Source organism: Geomonas limicola (assembly GCF_014193675.1).
GTDB classification, from domain to species: Bacteria; Desulfobacterota; Desulfuromonadia; order Geobacterales; family Geobacteraceae; genus Geomonas; species Geomonas limicola.
In genome coordinates this window covers 745,847-768,223 of record NZ_BLXZ01000002.1, presented here as the reverse complement: position 1 = coordinate 768,223, position 22,377 = coordinate 745,847, and the positions used below count along the sequence as shown (strand labels likewise).

Below are 22,377 nucleotides of genomic sequence, written 5' to 3'. Positions count from 1 at the left end.
GATGGACCCGCAGGCAGGAGGAATGCGAGTGATTTGGGCAGGTTGTTGAGCTTCAGTCATAAAAATACTCCCCCTAACCCGAAGATTAGAGGGAGTATACCTTACGTTACGAGTTTTTCAACACTTTAAGTAAGGGCGTTGTCGCAATCGGGGGCGCTTTTTTGATTCGTAAACCGTAGAGGAGCAAACACCGAAGCGGGGACCTCGGAGACTCCGCCCACCGGCAAGCAGGGGCCTGGCTACCCGCCGGACCCTGCCGGGGCAGTTTCCGCCGAATGCGAGCCGAAATTCCAGCGGTAGAAGTAACCGAAGCCGCCAGGGTACATGGTCTGACCGTAACGCTGCCCCAGGCTGAAGGAGCGGTACGCGGTGGGAGGAACGTGCAGGTTCACCTCGCGCCCCTCGTACACCACGTGGAGGTAGCGCCGCGGCACCAGCGCTGCCGACGCATCCGTCTTTCCAATCACCGGCCCCGATACGTACACCGGCCGGTAGCTGCCGGTCAGCGCATTGGCGAGGTCGAAGTAGCCGACCGAGGCATAGGCGATCGCCAGGCCGACCAGAACCGAGACGATGCCGGTGCAAAGCTTCCCCACGAAGTGCCGGCTCAGCGGTTTGATCCAACAGCAGAGCAGACAGCAGGCAAGGCTGGCGAGGGGGGCGATCCAGAACAGGGCGGTCTGGGTGGCCCATTCGCTGAGCGCCCCTTCCGAGGTGAGCAAAAACGGCACCAGGGCCGGCAGGAGCAGGGGGACCATGACCCTCACCAGCAGTCCGGCAAGATCGTGGGTGGTAACGCTTTTGCTCTCCCAACGAGACCACAGCGTCGACCATTGCCATTTCTGTTTTCGCGCAGCCATCACGAGCATGGATTCTCTCTTCACCACGTCAGGAGCAGTCCGGCAGCCATTTTTCGACCTGCGGGCAGCGAACCTGTTGATTTCTCGCCGACCACCAGGTTGCTTACCAAAAAGCATGCCCAAACATGCAGATTGTTAAAGCACTGATATTACACGAAGTAGGAAATACCTGATAGTTTTTTCCGCATTCCCCTACGTGAAAATAGTTACCCGCTGGCACTGAACTATCGCATTTTCCCTTAAGCTGCAGATAGTTGCAGGAACAGGGGAAATAATTCACATGTGAAAATTTATGCGGGTTGCCGCGGCAGCAGACTGTATCTGGCCGGCGCACAACAGTCACGGCTAAAAATTAGTTGCGAATAATATTTAAATTACTGACCGTCTCTGCCTGTCCGGCTCCCCGCAACAGCTTGTCCTGGTCACCAGACAGAGAAGCAGGTTTCTTGACCATTGAGAGAGTCCTGGAGTATCCTTGCGATGCCAACAGTGCCGTTGGTACACGTCGTACCCACACGAGATATGTTGATGTTGCCTCCCCGATACCAGCTTTCCCGCCTCCTTACGTGCTGCACCCGCCGCGCCCTGGGGAGCCTCTTCGCCCTCGTTGCGCTGTGCGCGGTTCTCCCTGCGGGGACGCATGCTGCCGAGAGCGCTGCCGGTCCCCCCCGCAAAGAGGTGATCATCGGCGGCGATCAGAACTTCCCCCCCTACGAGTTCCTCGATAAAAACGGCAAACCGAGCGGTTTCAACGTCGAGCTCTCCCAGGCCATTGCCGAGGTGATGGGGTTCAAGGTCGAGTTTCGCCTGGGCAACTGGAACGACGCCCGGCGCGGGCTGCTGGACGGGAGCGTGGACGTCCTGCAGGGGCTCACCTACTCGGAAGCCCGCTCCAGGGATTTCGACTTCTCGCCGCCGCACAACATCGTCAACACCTCGGTCTTCGCAAGGCGTGGCGCCGCTCCCGTCGCAAATCTCGAGGAGCTGCGCGGCAAGGAGGTGATCGTGCAAAAGGGGGGGAGCATGCACGACTACCTCGTGGCGCACCGGATCGGGGCGAAGCTCGTCCTGGTCGACACCCACGCGGCCGCGCTGCGCCTGCTCGCCTCGGGACAGCACGACTATGCGCTGGTCGGGAACCTCCCGGGGCTCTACCTGGGCAAGGAGCTGGGGCTCTCCAACATCGTCCCCGTGGGTGGCCCCTTCGGCTCCGGCTACTACGGCTACGCGGTGAAAAAGGGGAACGTCGAGATGATCTCGCGCTTCAGCGAGGGGCTCGCCATCCTGAAGAACACCGGGCGTTACCAGAAGATCTATGACAAGTGGCTGGGCGTCCTCGACCCGCAGCCGCTCCCCTTCAAGAAACTCGCGAAGTACGCAGCCATCGTGGTGGTGCCGCTCCTCCTCATCCTGGTGGTCACCGTGGTCTGGTCGCGCACCCTGCAAAAGCGGATTGCCCAGCACACCGCCGAGCTGCAAAACCGCCAGCAGCAGCTGATCCAGGCCGACAAGATGGCCTCGCTGGGGATCCTGGTCTCCGGGGTGGCCCACGAGATCAACAACCCGACCGGCCTCATCCTCTTCAACCTCCCGGTCCTGAAGAAAACCTTCCAGGTGGCCCAGGAGAGCCTCGAGGACCGCTTCCAGGAGTCCGGCGACTTCATGGTGGGCGGCCTGCGCTACTCGCAGCTGCGCGAGGAGGCGCCCCGCATGTTCGACGAGATGCACGACGGGGCGCGCCGCATCAAGCGGATCGTGGACGACCTGAAGGATTTTGCGCGCAAGGACGATTCGGCGCTGGACGAGTCGGTCGACCTGAACCAGGTGGTCGCCGCCTCGGTGCGCCTGGTGGAGAACTCGATCAAGAAGGCGACGCGCCGCTTCGAACTGAACTGCGCGCCGGAGCTGCCGCTTCTCAAGGGGAACGCCCAGCGCATCGAGCAGGTGGTGGTGAACCTGATCATCAACGCCTGCCAGGCCCTGCCGGACCCGGAGAAGGGGATCGAGGTGACCACCGCCCTGGGGCCGCGCGGCGACGAGGTGCAGGTTACGGTGCGCGACGAGGGGGTGGGAATCCCCCGCGAGCACCTCTCGCACCTGACCGACCCCTTCTTCACCACCAAGCGTGACGCGGGGGGGACCGGCCTGGGGCTCTCCGTCTCGGCGGGGATCGTGAAAGATCACCAGGGGCGGCTGGAATTCCGCTCGGAACCCGGCGTGGGCACCACCGTCCTGGTGGCGCTGCCGGCACAAGGAGCCTGATTAGATGATCGAGAACCTCTACCCATCCTTTGGAGTGCTGCTGGTCGACGACGAGGAGGCCTGGCTCAGAAGCCTCAGCATGACGCTCGGTCTCTCGGGGGGCATCAGCAACGTGATGCGCTGCAGCGACAGCCGCCAGGTGATGGGGATCCTGGAGCGCGGCGAAATCGGCCTGGTGCTCCTCGACCTGAACATGCCCAACCTCTCCGGCGAGGAGCTCCTGAGCCACATCGTCGAGCAGTTTCCGGAAATCCCGGTGATCATCATTTCGGGGCTGAACCAGGTGGAGACTGCGGTGGAGTGCATGAAGCGCGGCGGCTTCGACTTCTTCGTGAAGACGGTGGAGGAGGAGCGGCTGGTGCAGGGGGTGCAGCGGGCCATCCGGATGATCGAGCTGCAGCGCGAGAACCGGGAGATCCAGTCGCGTTTCCTCTCGGACCGCCTGGACCACCCGGAGGTCTTCGCCGACATCGTGACCGTCGATCCGGCCATGCGCTCCATCTTCCGCTACATCGAGGCGGTGTCCAAGAGCAGCCAGCCGGTACTGATCACCGGGGAGAGCGGCGTGGGGAAGGAGTTGGTGGCGCGTACCATCCACCGCCTGAGCCGGCACCGCGAGAAGCTGGTCTCCATCAACGTGGCGGGACTCGACGACAACGTCTTCAGCGACACCCTGTTCGGGCACACCCGCGGCGCCTTCACCGGCGCCGACCTCCCCCGGCGCGGCATGATCGAACTCGCCGCCGACGGGACGCTCTTTCTCGACGAGATCGGCGACCTCTCCATCCCCTCCCAGGTTAAGTTGCTGCGCCTGTTGCAGGAAGGGGAGTACTTTCCGCTGGGAAGCGATCTCCCCAAAAGGATGAACGCCCGCGTGGTGGTGGCGACCCACCGGGACCTGGCCGGCAAGCAGGCCGGCGGGCAGTTCCGCAGGGACCTCTACTACCGGCTCTGCGCCCACCACGTCCACATCCCCCCCTTGCGGGAGCGCCCCGCCGACATCCCGGTACTCCTCGAGCACTTCCTGGAGCAGGCGGCCAATGAGCTGGGGAAGAAGAAGCCGACCGTTCCCAAGGAGCTCCCGGTACTGTTGGCGAACTACCCGTTTCCCGGCAACGTGCGCGAGCTGCGTTCCATGGTTTACGACGCCATGACCCTGCACGAAAGCCGGATGCTTTCCATGGACAGTTTCAAGCGCGCCATGGACAAGCAGGGGTTCCGCCCACCCGAGCGGGTGAGTCCCGCCGGTGCCGGGGTCTTCGTGCCGAGCGAGCCGCTCCCCCCGCTGCACGAGATCATCGACCTCCTGGTGCTGGAGGCCCTGCAGCGTGCCGGCGGCAACCAGTCCATCGCCGCCCGCCTGATCGGCGTCTCCCAGCCCGCCTTGAGCAAGAGGCTGAAGAAGTTGGGGACCCGGGAGGATGCGGAGTGATGAGAACTCCCCGGAAGCACGACCTTTAGCCAGCAAAGAGCTTCCCAGGTTCCCCCCTTTGGCAAAGGGGGGAACCTTAGTTCGACACCCAACCTGCCCAGCGCTCCAACTCGGTCGCCCCCTAAAACCGCCCCCCGAACTCTTATAACCCGCCCGACCTCTATAACTTCCGGATTTCCACCCCAACCATTTGATTCCGCTACCCTTTACGCCTCAACCCCTTCCTTTTGCGCCTCCAGGTTATACCCCTTTGCGGGCTTTACCTGCGGCCCGAAATCCCGCTTCCTGCGTCCTTACAATTACTTAGTTACCACAGCGCCGCTTGGCACCCTGCTTGCTGATGCAGCGGGGTCATCTGCAATAAAGCCGACATCGCCCTGCCGGTCACGTGCCATCAACCGGCCCCTTTTATGTCACCCCAAGGAGAAGAAGGAGAGGATCACTGATGAAAACGAACAAGCTCACACTGTGTATCATGGCCGGGATGCTGCTCGGTATCGGGGTTGGCTATGCCTGCAACGTCAGCGCCCCCAATGCCGACGCCGCCAAGGAGATCGCCGGCTACTTCTCGATCCTCACCGACATCTTCCTGAGACTCATCAAGATGATCATCGGCCCGCTGGTCTTCGCCACGCTGGTTGCGGGCATCGCCGGCATGGGCGATTCCAAGGCCGTCGGCCGCATCGGCCTCAAGGCCATGGCCTGGTTCATCTGCGCCTCGCTCGCCTCGCTGTTCATCGGCATGCTCTTCGTCGACGTGCTGCAGCCGGGCCACGCCATGAACCTGACCCTGCCGGCAGCCGGTGCCGCCACCAACCTGAAGACCTCTTCCCTGAACCTGAAGGACTTCATCACCCACGTCTTCCCCAAGAGCTTCTTCGACGCCATGGCGCAGAACGAGATCCTGCAGATCCTGGTGTTCTCGGTGTTCTTCGGCTTCGCGGTCGGCTCCCTGAAAGACGGCAAGGCCGCCAAGACCATCCTCAAGTTCGTGGACGAGTTGGGGCACGTCATGCTGCGCGTTACCGACTACGTGATGTGGTTCGCCCCGGTGGGGGTCTTCGCCGCCATCGCCTCGGTGATCACCGTGCAGGGCCTGGGGGTCCTGGTGACCTACGGCAAGTTCATCACCGGCTTCTACGTGGCGCTCGCCGCCCTCTGGACCGTGCTCTTCATCGGCGGGTTCGTGGTGCTGCGCGGCCGTCTCTTCGGCCTCTTGAAGCTGATCCAGGAGCCAATGCTGCTCGCCTTCTCCACCGCGAGCTCCGAGGCTGCCTATCCCAAGACCCTGGAACAGCTGAAGAAGTTCGGCGTCTCCGACAAGATCTCCGGCTTCGTGCTGCCGCTTGGCTACTCCTTCAACCTGGACGGCTCCATGATCTACCAGGCCTTCGCCATCATCTTCGTGGCCCAGGCCTTCAACATCGAGCTCTCCATCTCCAAGCAGATCACCATCCTCCTGGTCCTCATGATCACCAGCAAGGGGATGGCCGGCGTGGCCCGCGCCTCGCTCGTCGTGGTCGCCGCAACGCTTCCCATGTTCAACCTCCCCGAGGCGGGCCTGCTGCTCATCATGGGGATCGACCAGTTCCTCGACATGGGGCGCACCGCGACCAACGTGATCGGCAACTCCATCGCGACCGCCGTGGTCGCCAAGTGGGAAGGCGGCCTGGCCGAGGCCGGCGCCGAGGAGGCCGAAGAACTCGAGGAAGACGACAACCTGCTGCCGGTAGCCGCCGCAGAGTAAGACCTTATACGAAGATACGACCTCTTGAAATGCAATAAGGGGAATGCCGACACCAGACCGGCATTCCCCTTTTTTTTAAGCTTTCTGAGCGATACGTGTACTTTTACAGCCTGAGGAGGGGGACAGGCACCTGCCGGAGCCAGCCCCCTCAGCTTACTCCCCCGGGGCACTCCACCCGGCGGCCTCTTCGCGGCAACGCCGGATCTCTTCCAGAAGTTCCCGCAGATCGACCGGCTTTGCCACGTAGCCGTCATAGCCGTGACCGAGCAGCTTCTCGCGCTGGTCCTTCAAGGCATGCGCGGTGAGCGCGATGATCGGCGTGCGCTGGTTTCCCTGCAGCTCGGCCTCCCGGATACGCCTGGTCGCCTCGGTCCCGTCGATCCCCGGCATCTCCACATCCATCAGGATCACGTCGTAGCGCCCCCTCTCCCACTTCTCCAGGGCATCCCCGCCGTTTTCCGCGGTCTCCAGGGTATGGCCGAAACGCGCGAGCAGCTTGCACATCACGGTGCGGTTCATCTCCTGGTCGTCGGCCAGCAGGATATGGTAATTCTCCCGCGACACCTGGGGAGCCGGCTCCCGCTGGGGTACCGAGGCCTGTTTCTCCTGCGGCTCGCCGAGGAAGAAGGGGATCAGCAGGTGGAAGGTGCTCCCCTCGTCCTTGCGGCTCTCGCACCAGATGGTGCCCCCCATCAGCTCCACGAACTTGAGGCTGATGGAGAGCCCGAGCCCGGTGCCACCGTACTTGCGGGTGGTCGAGGTGTCTTCCTGGCCGAAGGGAGCGAAGATGCGCCCGACGGCATCGGGCTCGATACCGATCCCGGTATCGGTGATCGAGAGCTTCAGGTAGATGAGGTCGTCCACCTGCCGGTCCAGCGTGGCGGAGACCCGAACGCTCCCGATGACGGTGAACTTGACCGCATTCCCCACGATGTTCAAAAGGACCTGCTTGAGGCGCAACTGGTCGCCGATCAGCGCGTCCGGAACGGCCGGGTCGATCGAGGAGCTGAGCTCCAGCCCCTTCTCCTTCGCGATCGTCGTCTGGGTCTTGAGGACCTCGTCGATGCAGCGGCTCAGGCTGAAGCAGCGCGCCTCGAGCTCGACCTTCCCCGCCTCCACCTTGGAGAGGTCGAGGATGTCGTTGATGAGCGACAGGAGGTTCTCCGAGGAACTGCGGATCCCCTCCAGGTACTCCAGCTGCTCGGGGGAGAGTTCGGTGTAGGCCATGAGTTGGCTCAACCCCATGATGCTGTTCATCGGGGTGCGGATCTCGTGGCTCATGTTCGCCAGGAAATCGCTCTTGGCCCGGTTGGCCGCCTCGGCCGCCTCGCGCGCCTGAACCAGCTCGAGCTCGACCCGCTTGCGGTCCGTGATGTCGAAGCAGTAGCCGATGTAGCCGGCGAAGCTGCCGTCCAGAGCGTCGAGCGGCCTGCCGATGTCCAGGATCCAGCGGTACTCGCCGTCGTGGTGACGCAGCCGGTACTCCATCTCGAAGGGCTCCCGCTCGCCAAAGGCGCCCATCCAGATACCGACGCAGCGCTCCAGGTCCTCGGGGTGCACCCCCTCCGCCCAGCCGTTGCCCCGCTCCTGGTCGAGGGTCCGGCCGGTGAAGGCGAGCCAGGTGTTGTTGAACCAGTCGCACTCGGCAGCGGTGTTGGCGCGCCAGATGAGCGCCGGCGCCTCGGCGAGGATGTTCAGGTAGTAGTCGCGCGCCTCCACCAGCTGGCCTTCGACCTTGAGCCGCTCCTCGATCTCCTGCTGAAGCTCGCGGGTGCGCTCCTGGACCTTCTGTTCCAGCTCGTCGTTCAGCTTGAGCACCTTCAGTTCGGCGACCTTCACGCTGGAGATGTCGGTGAAGGTGATCACCACCCCCTCCACCTGGCCGGCCTCGGTCCTGAAGGGCATGATCTTGCGCAACAGCCAGGTGTCGTCGCGGGTCCGCTCCTCGGAGGCGATCGGCTCTCCGTTGCTGAGCACCCGGTTGATGTCGGCCAGCATCTCCTCCTGCTGCGAGAGGTGGTAGGCGATGTGGTCGATGGGGCGCCCGATGTCCTGCGGCAACAGCTTGAAAAAGGAGGCGATCGCCGGGTTGTACTTGCGGATCCTGAGCTGCCGGTCCAAGAAGACGGTGCCGATGTCGGTGCTGGTCAGCAGGTTCTCGTGGTCGTTATTGAGCTGCTTCAGCTCGAAGTTTTTGCGCTCGAACTCGGAGTTGACCGAGTAGAGCTCCTCGTTCACCGAGTGCAGCTCTTCGTTGGTGCTCTGCAGCTCCTCGTTGGAGGCGAGGAGCTCCTCGTTGGTCGCCTGCAACTCCTCGTTGCTGGTCTGCAGTTCCTCCACGGTGGTCTGCAGGTTCTCCCTGGTGGACTGCAGCTCGGCCTCCAGGTCGGCCAGGTGCTGGCGCAGGTCCTTCTCGGCGTCGAAGCTGGACCCCTGGTGCTCTTCGAGCTCGGCGGCCGGGAGGTGTTCCAGGGGGCGTACCCGCTCGAAGTAGACGTGGTGGTGCGAGGTGTGCGATTTCTCGTCGTGGATCGGGGCCACGTAGAGGTCGATGAGGAACTCGTTTTCGCCCCTTCTGATCCGCACGTTGCGGGTCACCACCAGTTGGCGCGAGGTCTCGGCGCGCTGCAGCGAGGTGGTGAGGGCGAGATGCAGGTTGTCCTCGGCGAGCGCCAGGATGTTGTTCTCGGCTCGCCCCTCCGGCATCTTCAGGTACTCGGCCACGTTCCCGAAGTAGTGGATGATGTGGCGCCGCTCGTCGATCAGGACCCCCGGCGGGATGTGGCGGCGCAGCAGGGTGTCGTAGTCCGAAAGCAGCTGCCGGTCCACCGGTACCGAGCGGCCGCCGCTGCCGACCGGGATCACGGTTACCGGTATGTTCGACTCGCGGCGCTCCATCCGGTTGGAGTCCAGGTTGAGCGAGAGCTTCAGGTCACGGATCTTCCGGAAGATCTTCTGCTGGCTCGCCACCACCTCGAATTCGCTGCCGAAGGGGCCGAGCCCCTCGCTGCTCCCCAGGAAGAGCACCCCCCCCTTCTTGAGGGAGAAATGGAACAGCGAGATCACCCGCTCCTGGACGTCGGGCTGGAAGTAGATGAGCAGGTTGCGGCAGCAGACCAGGTCGAGCCTCGTGAAGGGGGGATCGCTCAAGAGGTTGTGGGGGGCGAACACCACCATCTTGCGCAGGTCCGAGGAGACCCGGAACAGGTCGCTCCCCTCCTTCTTGAAGTACTTCTTGAGCCGCTCGGGACTTACGTTGCCGAGCCGGGTCCGGTCGTAGACCCCCTGCGAGGCGAAGTCGAGGGAGCTTTTGTGCACGTCGGTGGCAAAGACGGTGATCTTCCCCAGGAACTCGGATTTCTCGGCCATTTCGGCCAAGAGGATGGCGAGCGAGTAGGCCTCCTCGCCGGTGGCGCACGCCGCCGACCAGACCCGCAGGTCCTCGCCCGGCTGCGCCTCGGCGAAGAGCCGGGGCACCACGTCGACCTCGAGGTACTCGAAGGCCTGCTGGTCCCGGAAGAACTCGGTGACCCCGATCAGCAGGTCCTTGTAGAGCAGTTCCAATTCGTTCGGGTCGCCGGAGACGATGGAGGCATAGTCCTCGACCTCGGGGATCTGGCGGAAGTCCATCCGGCGCCGGATGCGCCGCCCGACGGTGGACGCCTTGTACTTGGAGAAGTCAAGCTTGTAGCTGCGCCTGAGCAGGGCGAAGATGCTGGCGTACTCCCCCTCGTCCTCGAAGACCTCCAGGGTGTGCTCCATCCGGGTGCGCACCGTAAGCGGGCTCACCGCGTACTCGCACAGGACCCGCGGCATCCGCTCGGGCGCCAGGATGAAGTCGCAGACCCCGGTCGACAGGGCGCTGCGCGGCATCCCGTCGAACTGGGCGGACTCGGGTGCCTGTACGATGACCAGGCCGCCGTTTTTGTCCACGGCGAGGATGCCGCGCGAACCGTCGGAACCGGTACCCGACAACACGATGGCGATGGCCCGGGCACCCGCGTCGTCGGCGAGCGAGTTGAAGAAGATGTCGATGGGGAGTTCGCCGTGACCGGCGAGGTGTTTCTCGGTCAGGTAGAGCTTGTCCTTGCTGACCGTCATGGTGGTGCGGGGGGGGATGAGGTAGATGCTGTTGGCCTGCAGCTCGATGCCGTTGGTGACCCGGTGGATCGGCATGGTGGTGTGGCGCGCCAGGAGGTCGTCCATCAGGCTCTTGAAGTCGGGCGAGAGATGCTGGATCACCACGAAGGCCATCCCGGTGTCGGAGGGCATGTGATCGAAAAACTGTTCCAGCGCGCTCAGCCCCCCGGCGGAAGCGCCGATGCCGACGATGTGGGTGGGGGACTGCGGTTCGGGTTGGGGCTGTTTCGTGCCGCTCATGGGGAGTTCTCCTGCAAGCGCCTGGCCGGTTCGTATCATGTAGGAATTATTCTTGTGTAATAGCAGAAAACGTGAAGTGCTTAAACTAAAATAAACATCGGGATCGAAAAATACTTGCCATAGCTATCGTTGTCCCCGTTAACCGGGGCGCTAGCGACTCCCGGCGGGGCAGCAAACCGGGCAAGGTTACCGGCAAGTATCCGCGCCCCCAGCGCTGCGGGGCCGGTAGCGCCGGAGCGCCCAGCTTCCTTTTGACCTGGAGTTGTCGAGGTGGTATAAAAGGGGGCCGCATTTCCGGAACCCAACGCCTTTCGAAGGATCCCATGAATCTGCTCCACAACCTCAATCCACCCCAAAAAGAAGCGGTGCTGCACAGCGACGGCCCCCTGCTGGTCCTGGCCGGTGCCGGTTCCGGCAAGACCCGCGTCATCGTTCACCGTATCGCCTACCTGATCCGCGAGCGGGGCATCCCGGCCTGGCAGATCCTGGCGGTCACCTTCACCAACAAGGCGGCCGGCGAGATGCGCGAGCGTGTGGAGCAGGTCCTGGGAAGCGGCGAGCTCCCCTTCATCTCGACCTTCCACTCCTCGTGCGCGCGCTTTTTGCGTCAGGATATCCACCACCTGGGGTACGACCGCAAGTTCGCCATCTACGACGACAAGGACTGCGAACGGCTCTTGAAGGAGTGCGCCGCCACGCTCAACCTGGACGAGAAGCGCTACCCGGTGAAGAGCCTCTCCAGCGCCATCGACGAGTTCAAAAACGCCGGGCTCACCCCCGACGAGGTCTCCACCGGCACCCCCTGGGAGGCCACCCTGGCCCGGGTCTACACCCTGTACCAGGAGCGCCTCAAGCGCTGTAACGCGCTTGATTTCGGGGACCTCTTGCTGGTCACCGTGCGGCTTTTCACCGAGCACCCGGACGTCTTGGAGAAGTACCGCGAGCGCTACCGCTACCTTCTGGTGGACGAGTACCAGGACACGAACCCCGTGCAGTACCAGCTGATCCGGCTCCTGGCCGGAGAGCGCCAGAACCTCTGCGTGGTCGGGGACGACGACCAGTCCATCTACGGCTGGCGCGGGGCCGACATCCGCAACATCCTCGAGTTCGAGAAGGACTTCCCCAACGTCAAGGTGGTGAAGCTCGAGCAGAACTACCGCTCCTCGAAGAAGATCCTCGAGGCGGCCTGGAGCGTGGTGGAGAAAAACCGCGGGCGCAAGCCCAAGAAGCTCTGGACCGACAACGCGGCCGGCGAGAGCATCGTCTACCGCACCCTCCCCAACGAGTGGGAGGAGGCCCGGCTGGTCTGCCGCGAGACCGAGCGCTACCTCTCGCGCGGCGGCGCGCTGAATGGGGTCGCGGTCTTCTACCGCACCAACGCCCAGTCCCGCGTCATCGAGGACGCCCTGGTCTCCTCGGGGATCGCCTACCACATGGTGGGGGGGGTGCGCTTCTACGCCCGCCTCGAGGTAAAGGACATCCTCGCCTACCTGAAGGTGCTCGACAACCCCTCCGACGACGTGGCGCTGAAGCGGATCATCAACACCCCGCCGCGCGGCATCGGCAACGCCACGGTGCAGCGCATCTCGGATCTCGCCCACGAGAAGGGTCTCTCCTTCTACCGCGCCATGCTGGAGTCGGTGGAGGGGACCTTCCTTGCCACGGGGGCACGCGGCAAGGTGAAGTCCTTCGTGGAGGAGCTGCGCCGCTACCGGGGGCTCGCCGACACGCTCCCCTTGGCCGAGCTGGCCGCGGCGGTGATGCAGGACTCGGGGTACCTCTTGCGCCTGAGGGAGGCGAAGACCGAGGAGGCCCAGGACCGCCTGGCCAACCTCCAGGAGCTCGTCACCGCCATGCAGGTCTTCGAAGGGGGCGAGGGGGAGAAGGGTGTGGCCGCTTTCCTGGAGCAGGTCGCGCTGGTCTCGGACCTCGAGGAAGAGGGTGAGGCCAAGAAGTCCTCGGTGACCCTGATGACCCTGCACTCCGCGAAGGGGCTCGAGTTCCCGGTGGTCTTCATAATCGGCATGGAGGAGCGACTCTTCCCGCACGTGCGTGCCCTGGAGGACCCGGTGCAGATGGAGGAGGAGCGCCGCCTCTGCTACGTCGGGATGACCCGCGCCAAGGAGCGCCTCTTCCTCCTGAACGTGAAGAGGCGCCACATCTTCGGGCAGGAGCAGGCGAACCCGCCGGCGCGCTTCATCCGGGACATCCCGGCGGAGTTGCTCGATACCGGGGATCTCTTCGGGGTCCCGGCGCAGGGGAGCGGCTACGGCTCGGGTCTGAGCGGCGGCTACGGCAGCGGCTACGGCTCGGCGTACGGCCAGCGCGGCGGTTTCCAGCCCGTGGGGGGGTACCATGCCGACGAGGAGGAGTACCAGCGTCCCGAAGTACCGGCGGCGAGCCAGCCAAGCTACGCCCAGCCGGTCCACAACCTCGCCTCGATCTTCGAGGAGGAGCTGGAGCCCGAGTTCAACGAGGTGCGCCAGGTCCCCGAGGACGAGGGCGAGGGGGTGCGCCTGGGGATGCGGGTGCGCCACCCGCAGTTCGGTGCCGGAGTGATCAGGAAGATCGAGGGAGAAGGGGACAGCCAGAAGGTCATCGTGCAGTTCGCCATCGGCTACAAGAAGCTCCTGGTGCGCTTCGCCGGCCTTGAGAGGGGCTAGAAAGCGGGTATAGTAAAGCGGGTCGTGAAACCGGTCCTAGGTTCTGCGCTCCAGGTTTTACGTGAACCCCTGGAACCTGGACCGGAACCTGAACTGAAGAGTTGGACTTGCAACCTGGAACGTAGAACTCAAAACGTAGAACCTGACTTTTGTGGAGGTTGCCATGAAACAGGTAGCGTCGTTGTTGGTTCTCCTGATCGCGCTTTCCGGATGCACCTCGTACAAGAGCCAGTACCAGCCGTTCCGCCCGCCCGAGGGATACGCGAACCACTGCGAGATAGCCGGCGTCGCCGTGGGTGGCGAGGCCTATGCCGACAAGAAGAACGCCAAGCACGCCTTCGGCTTTGACATCAGGGGCGCCGGGCTTTTGCCGGTGCAACTCGTCTTGGACAACAAGAGCGGCTATGAGCTTGAGATCAGCACCAGCCAGACCTTCCTGGTGGATGCCGCCGGCAACTACTGGCCGGTAGTCCCCAACACGGTAGCCTTCGACCGGTTGGAGCAGTCCACCCAGTTCGCCTCCTTCTTTGGCAAGAGCACCGGCAAGGGAGCGCTCATCGGGGCCGCAGCGGGGGGGATCCTCGCCACCGCGCTGGGGATCGTCTCGGGGCAAAACGTGGCCACCTACCTTGGCAAGGGCGCCGCGGTGGGTGCGGCTGGCGGAGCCGTCATTGGCGGGACCTCGGAAGGAAGCACGCGGGAGCGCCAGTACCGGATCTCCCAGGACCTGCGGGAAAAGGGGCTGGAAGGGAAGACCATCCCGGATCAGCACCTGGCCAACGGTTTCCTCTTCTTCCCCGGCGAGGCGAAGAGCGCCCGGGAACTCAGGCTGCAGTGGCGCGAACGGGAAACCGGCAAGGAACACCGCGCGCTCTTGCCGCTGTAGTGAAGCAATTGGCAAGACAATTGACGATTGACGATTGACAATGAGCCGGCGGTTTTCGGACTTTTCGGCTCCTGCCACTTGGGGCGCTGGTGGTTGGGTGGCAAGAGATTTCGCCACCGCTTTTGCTGTCGCTGGCAGCGGGCTTGTTTGAAGCTGCGGGATTTGATATGGTGCAGTGCCTGCCGGCAGTCGGACCGTCACCTACCAAGTACGCGTGTATCTCTTTGGAAGGGGCCTCGAGGCCCCTTTTTTCGTGGTTGATCCCAGGCCCCTCCCTTGACGGGGCGGATCGGTGGCGGGTGAAACTGCAACTGTACCAACATGGCACCTTCCCCCTCACCCTGACCCTCTCCCGCAAGGGGAGAGGGGACCCAAACCTTCGGGGAAACATAGTTTTCGTGGAGCTGACATGGAAAAACCTCTGATCGCCGTCACCATGGGGGACCCAAGCGGGGTCGGGCCGGAAATCATCGTGCAGACGCTCGCCGACCCGGAACTGAACCGGCTCTGCCGCCCGCTGGTGCTGGGGGACCGCGGCGCCCTGGAACGCGCCCTTGCCATCACCAAGCTGCCGCTTTCACTCGAAACGGTGCAGGAGACCGGACCGCTCAGGCGCGAGCCCGGCGTCATCTACCTGCGCGAACTGACCCGGCTCGCCCCTGAGGATATGGCCTTCGGCACCCCCAGCGCCGCCGGCGGCGACGCCGCCTACCGCTACATCTGCGAGGCCGCGCAGCTCTGCCTCTCCGGCGAAGCCAAGGCCATGGCCACCGCACCGATCAACAAGGAGGTGCTGAACCGCGCCGGCCACCACTTTCCGGGTCATACCGAGCTCCTGGCGCAGCTCACCGGCACCGACCAGGTGGTCATGATGCTGGCCGGCGAGCGGCTGAGGGTAACCCTGGTCACCATCCACGAGGCCCTGGCGCAGGTCCCGGCGCTGGTCACGCGCGAGCGGGTACTCGAGACCATCCGCATCACCGACCGCGCCCTGGCGCGCTACTTCTGCCCAACCCCGCGGCTGGCCGTGCTCGCCCTCAACCCGCACTGCGGCGAGGGGGGTCTCTTCGGAGACGAGGAGCGCACGGTGATCGCCCCGGCCATCGCCGAGGCCCGTGCCGAGGGGATCGACGCGGTGGGCCCCTTGTCCGCCGACACCCTGTTCCACTTCGCCGTCTCGGGCGGCTACGACGCGGTGGTCTGCATGTACCACGACCAGGGACTCATCCCCCTGAAGTTGCTGCATTTCGACGACGGGGTCAACGTGACCCTGGGGCTGCCCATCATCCGCACCTCGGTGGATCACGGCACCGCCTACGACCTGGCCGGCACCGGCAAGGCGTCGGCGCAGAGCATGAAGGCCGCCCTGGTCATGGCGGCCCAGATGGCGGCCATGGGGACCGGGACCGGCAAAGGGTAGCGGCACTTAGTCGGGGTTAAAGGCCAGGCATCTCAACGGTCGGATTAGTCGAATCGGGTCGGAAAGCGATCCGATAGCATGCACCACCGGCTGCGCGCCCAAAGCGTGCGCCAACTCACACGAAAGGGTAACCACGTGAAAAAGTACCTCCTCTGGGGCGCCCTGGCGCTCGTCGTCTACCTGGCCTACGTCGCCGTGTCGCTCTACCTGCTCCCCCCGGTGGCCGAGCTGAAAAACCGCAAGACCAACGTCACCATCCAGGTCAAGGACTGGCAGGGGGACTACCACCCCTTCGTGGTGGGACCGGCCAACCGCAACTGGACCCCGTCGGCCAGCATCCCCTCGGAGATGAAGTGGGCGGTGATCCTCGCCGAGGACGCGAGCTTCTACAAGCACGAGGGGATCGACGTCAAGGCGATCAAGAACGCCATCAAGTACGACCTGGAGAAGAAGAGCCTGGCCCGTGGCGCCTCCACCATCACGCAGCAGGTGGCCAAGAACCTCTACCTCTCCCGCGAGAAGACGCTCACCCGCAAGGTGAAGGAGGTCTACCTCGCCAAGCGCATGGAGCAGGAACTCTCCAAGGGGCGCATCATCGAGCTCTACCTGAACGTCATCGAACTGGGCCCCATGGTCTACGGCATCGGCCACGGCTCCCGCTACTACTTCGGCAAGCACCCCTCCGCGCTCACCCCGCGCGAGTGCGCCTTTCTGGCTGCCATGCTCCCCGGCCCGCGCGTCGCCTACAACCCGTACAAGAACCTGGACCGGGTGCTGCAGCGCTCCAACATGATCCTGCGGCTCTTGGCCAACAAAGGGGTGCTGAGCCAGGGCGAGTACCAGGCGGCCCTGGCCGAGATGCCCAACGTCGGGCGCCTGCAGAAGAAGGTGGACCAGAGCATCCAGCAGGCCGCGGTACTCAACAACCTGAGCAGCGCACGCATTGCCCCGGGCACGGCTCCCGGCGAGGCTCCTGCCGAGGCTCCGGCCCCGGCGGAGAATGCTGCTCCGACAACCTCACCCTCCGAATCCCCTAAGGGTTCCGAAACACCCGCCGCCGGGGGTGCTCCTACGCCGGCTACCCCCCCTCCGACAGGGGCTAACCCTTAGATCTACCTAACAAACTCTCCCTCAAGTTTCCGATCGGTCCTGCCGAAACAGTGACTGAGACAACAACCGGGCTTGCTGGGAGAGTACCCTATGGAAACAACTGCATCAGGGCTGGTCATCGTCGTCGATGACGATCCGTACGTCCTGGAGAGCGTGGCGATGCTGCTCACGGTGAGCGGCTTCGAGGTGCGCCCCTTCTCGAACGGGTTCGACGCCCTGGCCGAACTGCGGAACTCCCCCCCTGACGTCGTCCTTACCGACGTCAACATGCCGCGTATTACCGGCATCGAACTCCTCGAGAAGATCCACGAATGCGACCGGGACATCCCGGTGATCCTGATGACCGCCTACGCCGAGCTGGAGATGGCGGTGTCGGCGATCAAGAAGGGTGCCTTCGACTTCATCATCAAGCCGTTCAAGCCCCCCTACCTGATCCACGCCGTCGAGAAGGGGATCAACTACAAGCGGCTGGTCCTCATCGAGAAAAACTACAAGAATGAGCTGGAACGCACCGTCGAGTTGCGCACCCGCGAACTCGGTGCCGCGCTGGAGCAGATGCGCGCCATGAGCCGCGAGACCATCGAGAGGCTCACCGCCGCCGCCGAGTTGCGCGACGAGGACACCGGCAAGCACATCTCCCGCATCGGGCTCTACGCCCGGCGCATCTCCGAGATCATGCACATGCCGCCGGACTTCGTGGAGACCATCGGCCTCGCCGCCGCCATGCACGACGTCGGCAAGATCGGCATCGCGGACGCCATCCTGCTCAAGGCGGGCCCGCTCACCCCAGGCGAGTTCGACATCATGAAAAGCCACACCCTGATCGGCGGGCGCATCCTGTCCGGGTCGAGCCACAAGGTGCTGCAGCTCGCCGCATCCATCGCCCTGACCCACCACGAACGCTGGGACGGCAGCGGATATCCGCACGGCACCAAGAGGGTCGAGACCCCGCTCGAGGGGCGCATCGTCATGCTGGCCGACCAGTACGACGCGCTGCGCAGCGTCCGGGTCTACAAGCCGGCGTTTACCCACGAGCGCACCGTGGAGATCATCACCAAGGGGGACGGTCGTACGCTGCCGGAACATTTCGACCCCTGTATCCTCGAGAGCTTCCTGAAGGCCGCGTCGGATTTCGAAGAGATCTTTGCCTCGCAGCAGGAAGAGCTCGCAAGCTGAAGGGAGCCGCCGTGACCCTTCCCCGGAACCCCTCGCTCGCGCGCCGCTTCGGAACCCGGAGGTGGCCATGCTGATGCGGACCTTGGCTGGAAGACTTACCCTCCTGTGGGCGGTCCTGAGCGCACTCCTGCTCGCGGGAGCCGGCTGCCTCTCCATGTGCTACCGCGGCTCGCTCCTTTTCCCGGCGCTGCTTGCCCTGGGGTGGGGGGCGACCCTGGTATGCGGCTACCTCACGAGTCGCTGGCTCACCGCTCCGCTTACCCCCCTGCTGGCCGATCTTCCCCCCGGCGCCGCTGTAGAGACTCCCCTTCCCTCCGACGAGCTGGGACGCCTGGTCGCTGCGGTCCGCGCACAGCAGGCCGAGCTCGCCAGGGTGCGGGTCGACCAGCACCAGTTGAACGCCATCCTCGATTCCCTTCCGGTCCCCATCTTCTACCGCGACTTGGCCGGCCACTACCTCGGCGTGAACCGCGCCTATGAAAACTACCTGGGGCGCGATCGCGCGGCACTGATCGGCAAATCGGTGTTCGAGATATTCCCCCCCGAGATAGCCCAGATCTACTACCGCGCCGACCGCGAACTGCAGCTCAACGGCGGCGTGCAGCAGTACGAGAACCAGATCGTGCACGCCGACGGGGCGAGCCGCGACGTGATCTTCTACAAGGCCTCCTTCCTGAGCTCCGAGGGTGTGCTGGCCGGGGTGGTCGGGACCCTGCTGGACATAACGGACCGCAAGCAGATGGAAACCCTGTTGGCCGAGCAGAAGGAGTTCTCCGAGAACCTGGTGCAGAACCTCGCGGTTCCGGCCTTCGTGCTGAACCAGCAGCACGAGGTGATCATCTGGAACCGCGCCTGCGAAGAGCTGACCGGGCTTGCCGCCGACCAGGTGATCGGTACCCGGCGCCAGTGGGCCGGGTTCTACCTCGAGGAGAACCCTACCCAGGCGGACCTGGTGCTGGATGCCGACTACCGCGAAGCGGACAACCGCTACAACCCGCTCTGGTTCCGCTCCACGTTGATCCCCGGCGGGATGCACGGCGAAGGGTGGGGGCGCAACTGCTACGGGCTGGACGGCTACCTCCTCTTCAGCTCGGCACCGGTGAAAAACAGCAGCGGCGAGGTGATCGCGGCGATCCAGACCGTGGAGGACATCACGGCGCGCAAGCAGTCGGAGGACCAACTGCGCACCCTGTCACTTGCCGTGGAACAGAGCCCCAGCATGGTGATCATCACCGACACGGCGGGGACCATCGAGTACGTGAACCACAAGTTCGTCGAGGTGACCGGCTATTCCAGTGCCGAAGCGGTGGGGCAGAACCCGCGGCTGCTCAAGTCCGGCAACACGCCGGACGAGCTCTACCAGGAGCTCTGGGAAGCGGTGAGCGCGGGGCGGGAGTGGCGCGGGGAATTCCAGAACAAGAAGAAAAACGGGGAGCTCTACCGCGAGCAGGCCATGGTGGCACCGGTTCACGACGACCGGGGGGTGATCAGCCACTTCATCGCCCTGAAGGAGGACGTCACCGAGCGGCAGGCGCTGGAGGAGGCACTGCGGCACGCCCAGAAGATGGAGTCGCTCGGTACCCTGACCGGGGGCGTGGCGCACGACTTCAACAACATCCTCACCGCCATCATCGGCTACGCGAACCTGATCCAGATGAACAGCGGCTCGGGGGACCTGAACGCCAAGTTCTCGGCGCAGGTGGTGGCCTCTGCGGAGAAGGCGGCCGTGTTGACCCGAGGGCTGCTCGCCTACAGCAAGAACCAGGCGATGCACCCAAACCACCTGAACCTCAACGACATCGTGCAGCGGGTGGACCGGCTGCTAAGCCGGGTGCTCGGCGAAGGAATCACGGTCAGCACCACCCTCAATCCCGAGCCGCTCAGGCTCTTCGCCGACACCGCACACCTGGAACAGGTGCTCATGAACCTTGCGGTGAACGCCCGGGACGCCATGCCCGGCGGGGGAACCCTCAGCATCAGGACCGAGGAGGTCCAGGTGGACGCCGAGTTCGTCCGGCTGCACGGCTTCGGCCGGCGGGGCCGCTTTGCCCTCTTGAGCGTCGCCGACAACGGCATCGGGCTCGACCAGGCCACCCGGGAGCGGATCTTCGAGCCGTTTTTCACCACCCACGGGCTGGGGGGGCGGCCGGGGCTCGGGCTTTCCATCGTGCACGGCATCGTCGAGCAGCACAAGGGGTTCATCGAGGTGGAGAGCGCGCCGGGGAAAGGGAGCAACTTCCGGATCTACCTGCCGCTGACCCAGCCGGTGGTGCCGCGCCTGGTGCAGGCGGCCCCCCGGAAGAGCGGCGGCGGCAAGACGGTGCTGTTGGTGGAGGACAATCCCGAGGTGCGGGCCATCATAGGCGAGGTGTTGCGCAGCGAGCAGTACCAGGTGCTCGAGGCGGGGGATTCCGAGGAGGCGCTGAGGCGCTTCTCCCGGCACAGCGGCGAGGTGAGCCTGCTGTTAGTGGACGTGATCATGCCCGGGAAGGGGGGGCTCGACCTGTACCGGGAGATCAGGATGCTGGATCCCCGGGTGCGGGTCCTGTTCATGAGCGGCTATTCCGAGGACTACATCCGTTCGCAGGGGATGTTCACCAAGGACTTCAACTTCATCTCCAAGCCGCTCGCCCCGGCCGACCTCCTGAACCGGGTGCACGACGTGCTGGATGCCGCGTAAAACCTTATTTCACCGCAAAGACGCGAAGGGCGCGAAGCAACCTGAAGGACAAAAACCTGAAGGCGTCTGGGCCGCAAAAAGGCACAACAGGCACAAAATAACTCTCAACCGGTTCGGCCTGCTGCGTTAACGCAAGAGGCCGCACTGGTCGTGAACGGCATTACTTCCTGATCTCGCGCCAGTGCGTCCCTCCCCCTTCAAGGGGGAGAAGGAGTTTTTGCGAGCGGAAGACTGCCCTCATCACGGGCACAAAAAAACCTCCGGGAGCTGTCCGGTCTTTTGCGCTAACGAAAAGGGGCCGAACCGTCTCAGAGGTTTTCTTTTGTGCTGTTTGTGCCTTTTTACAGCCGTTTCTTTTTTCTTTGCGTACTTTGCGTCTTTGCGGTGAACGGTTTTCGGTTTACAGCCTCAGCTTCTCCACGGCCGCCTCATCGAGGGCGTTGACCACGCTGATGCGGCGCTCCTCGCCGGCCACCTTCAGCTCGAGCTCGGCCGCCTCGCCCGCCGGCGCCTTGGTGTAGCGCAACAGCACCTGGCCGGCCAGGGCCAGCAGCTCGTCGCTGGTCTCGCCCATGAGCGCCGCCAGCGGGCTCGGACCGTCGGCCCAGCGCAGGGTCGCCTCGCCAGACTGCACTTGGCTCTCCAGGAGGCCGTTTTCCGCCTCGTTTCTCCCGACGAGCACCTTGGTCCGGTTACCGATGCGGAAGTGGCGCCCCACCTTGAGGAGCCGGAAGTCCCTCAGGTTCAGCTCGTCGGAGTGATCGAAGACGTCGCGCACCTTACCCACGAAGCAGAGGTCGGTGAGCAGGCAGCCACCCGCCGGGCAGGGGTAGTTCTTCACGTCGAGTTCGGCCGCCAGCTCCATCTGGTCCTTGCGGGAGCGCCCCTGGATCGCCAGGAGCTTCTCGCGGTCCACCCAACCCTCCTGCTCCGGGATGGTGGGGTTGAAGTGTTTGGCGGAGAGCGGCCGCAACAGGTACCCTTCCAGGCCGCTTTCCCGCTCGATCACCCTCAGGGTGTCGCGGCGCTGGCTCATGGGGCGCTGCCCAAGCACCTCGCCGGTGAACACGAAGTCGGCCCCCACCTCCTGCATGTACTCCTTGGCCTTCTGCAAAAGGTAGATGCGGCAGTCGATGCAAGGGTTCATCCCCTTGCCGTAGCCGTGCTTGGGGTTTCTCAGGATCTCCAGGTACTCGACCCCCTTGTGCATCACCTTGATGGGGATCTTGAACTCCTCGGCCACCCGGACCGCCTCGGACTTGCAGCCGGCGTTCTTGCCGGTGCAGGTGCAAAACGGGGAGGTGAAGTTGAGCGCCTCGACGGCGATCCCCTGGTCGAGGAGCACCTTGACGGCGAGGGTAGAATCGAGCCCCCCGGACAAAAGGGCGATGGCTTTACGTTGCATGCGTTCTCCTATAACTCAAGTGACACATAGACTTTGAGAAGCAATTGACCATTGGCAATGGACAATTGACGATGAAAAACAAGCTGCGTGCCGACTGCGGGGGAGAAGAGTGGGTGCAGGGGATCGGTCGTGCAGGTTGAGGCTGATTCTCCGTGCTCTGAACCGGCACAGGACGTCGCTTATACTGAGTGACTAATTCGATGATCGAAAATACGAGACGCCCTCAGATCAACCGATGAGGACGCCAGGTTAAAGCATTGTCAATTGTCCATTGTCAACTGTCAATCGCGGTAAACTACCATGAAGCGGCTGTCAAAGTAAAGGTTGTCGACACTTCCTTTTTCGGGTACATTTCC

General features: G+C 63.9%; 12 protein-coding genes. 9 read left to right on the top strand and 3 right to left on the bottom strand.

Annotated elements, in window-relative coordinates:
- Positions 1–239 precede the first annotated feature (239 nt).
- Positions 240–860 (bottom strand): hypothetical protein, encoded by a 621-nt coding sequence (locus tag H7688_RS07020; RefSeq protein ID WP_183360340.1) that lies wholly within the window; start codon positions 858–860, stop codon positions 240–242.
- Positions 861–1,388: 528 nt separating this feature from the next.
- Here H7688_RS07020 and H7688_RS07015 point away from each other — a divergent pair.
- The 3 genes from H7688_RS07015 (at position 1,389) to H7688_RS07005 (ending at position 6,301) form a co-directional block, all read left to right on the top strand.
- Positions 1,389–3,122 carry a transporter substrate-binding domain-containing protein gene (locus tag H7688_RS07015; RefSeq protein ID WP_246329731.1) on the top strand — a complete coding sequence of 578 codons (1,734 nt, stop codon included), beginning with the start codon at positions 1,389–1,391 and terminating at the stop codon, positions 3,120–3,122.
- A gap of 4 nt (positions 3,123–3,126) precedes the next feature.
- Positions 3,127–4,554, top strand: a complete 1,428-nt coding sequence (locus tag H7688_RS07010) for a sigma-54-dependent transcriptional regulator (protein ID WP_183360338.1) — start codon at positions 3,127–3,129, stop codon at positions 4,552–4,554.
- Between the two features lie 445 nt (positions 4,555–4,999).
- On the top strand, positions 5,000–6,301 hold the full coding sequence (locus H7688_RS07005) for a dicarboxylate/amino acid:cation symporter (protein ID WP_183360337.1): 1,302 nt from the start codon (positions 5,000–5,002) through the stop codon (positions 6,299–6,301).
- Positions 6,302–6,454: 153 nt separating this feature from the next.
- Here the strand turns inward: H7688_RS07005 and H7688_RS07000 are convergent, their stop codons facing one another.
- Positions 6,455–10,681: a CheR family methyltransferase gene (locus tag H7688_RS07000; RefSeq protein WP_183360336.1), complete on the bottom strand. Its 4,227-nt coding sequence runs from the start codon at positions 10,679–10,681 to the stop codon at positions 6,455–6,457.
- Between the two features lie 323 nt (positions 10,682–11,004).
- On the opposite strand from H7688_RS07000, the gene H7688_RS06995 reads away from it, so the two are divergent.
- The 6 genes from H7688_RS06995 (at position 11,005) to H7688_RS06970 (ending at position 20,616) form a co-directional block, all read left to right on the top strand.
- On the top strand, positions 11,005–13,344 hold the full coding sequence (locus tag H7688_RS06995; protein WP_183360335.1) for an ATP-dependent helicase: 2,340 nt from the start codon (positions 11,005–11,007) through the stop codon (positions 13,342–13,344).
- A 163-nt stretch (positions 13,345–13,507) separates the two neighbouring features.
- Positions 13,508–14,230 (top strand): glycine zipper family protein, encoded by a 723-nt coding sequence (locus tag H7688_RS06990; RefSeq protein WP_183360334.1) that lies wholly within the window; start codon positions 13,508–13,510, stop codon positions 14,228–14,230.
- A 409-nt stretch (positions 14,231–14,639) separates the two neighbouring features.
- Entirely contained in the window at positions 14,640–15,650 is a 1,011-nt protein-coding gene (gene pdxA / locus H7688_RS06985; protein ID WP_183360333.1) for a 4-hydroxythreonine-4-phosphate dehydrogenase PdxA, read from the top strand.
- 135 nt (positions 15,651–15,785) lie between these two features.
- On the top strand, positions 15,786–16,760 hold the full coding sequence (locus H7688_RS06980; protein WP_246329730.1) for a transglycosylase domain-containing protein: 975 nt from the start codon (positions 15,786–15,788) through the stop codon (positions 16,758–16,760).
- A 90-nt stretch (positions 16,761–16,850) separates the two neighbouring features.
- Positions 16,851–17,936: a response regulator gene (locus H7688_RS06975; protein WP_183360331.1), complete on the top strand. Its 1,086-nt coding sequence runs from the start codon at positions 16,851–16,853 to the stop codon at positions 17,934–17,936.
- A 67-nt stretch (positions 17,937–18,003) separates the two neighbouring features.
- A complete protein-coding gene (locus H7688_RS06970; RefSeq protein ID WP_183360330.1) occupies positions 18,004–20,616 on the top strand; it encodes a hybrid sensor histidine kinase/response regulator in 2,613 nt (870 codons plus the stop codon).
- 400 nt (positions 20,617–21,016) lie between these two features.
- On the opposite strand, the gene H7688_RS06965 is transcribed toward H7688_RS06970, so the two are convergent.
- A complete protein-coding gene (locus H7688_RS06965) occupies positions 21,017–22,021 on the bottom strand; it encodes a hypothetical protein (RefSeq protein ID WP_183360329.1) in 1,005 nt (334 codons plus the stop codon).
- Positions 22,022–22,377 lie beyond the last annotated feature (356 nt).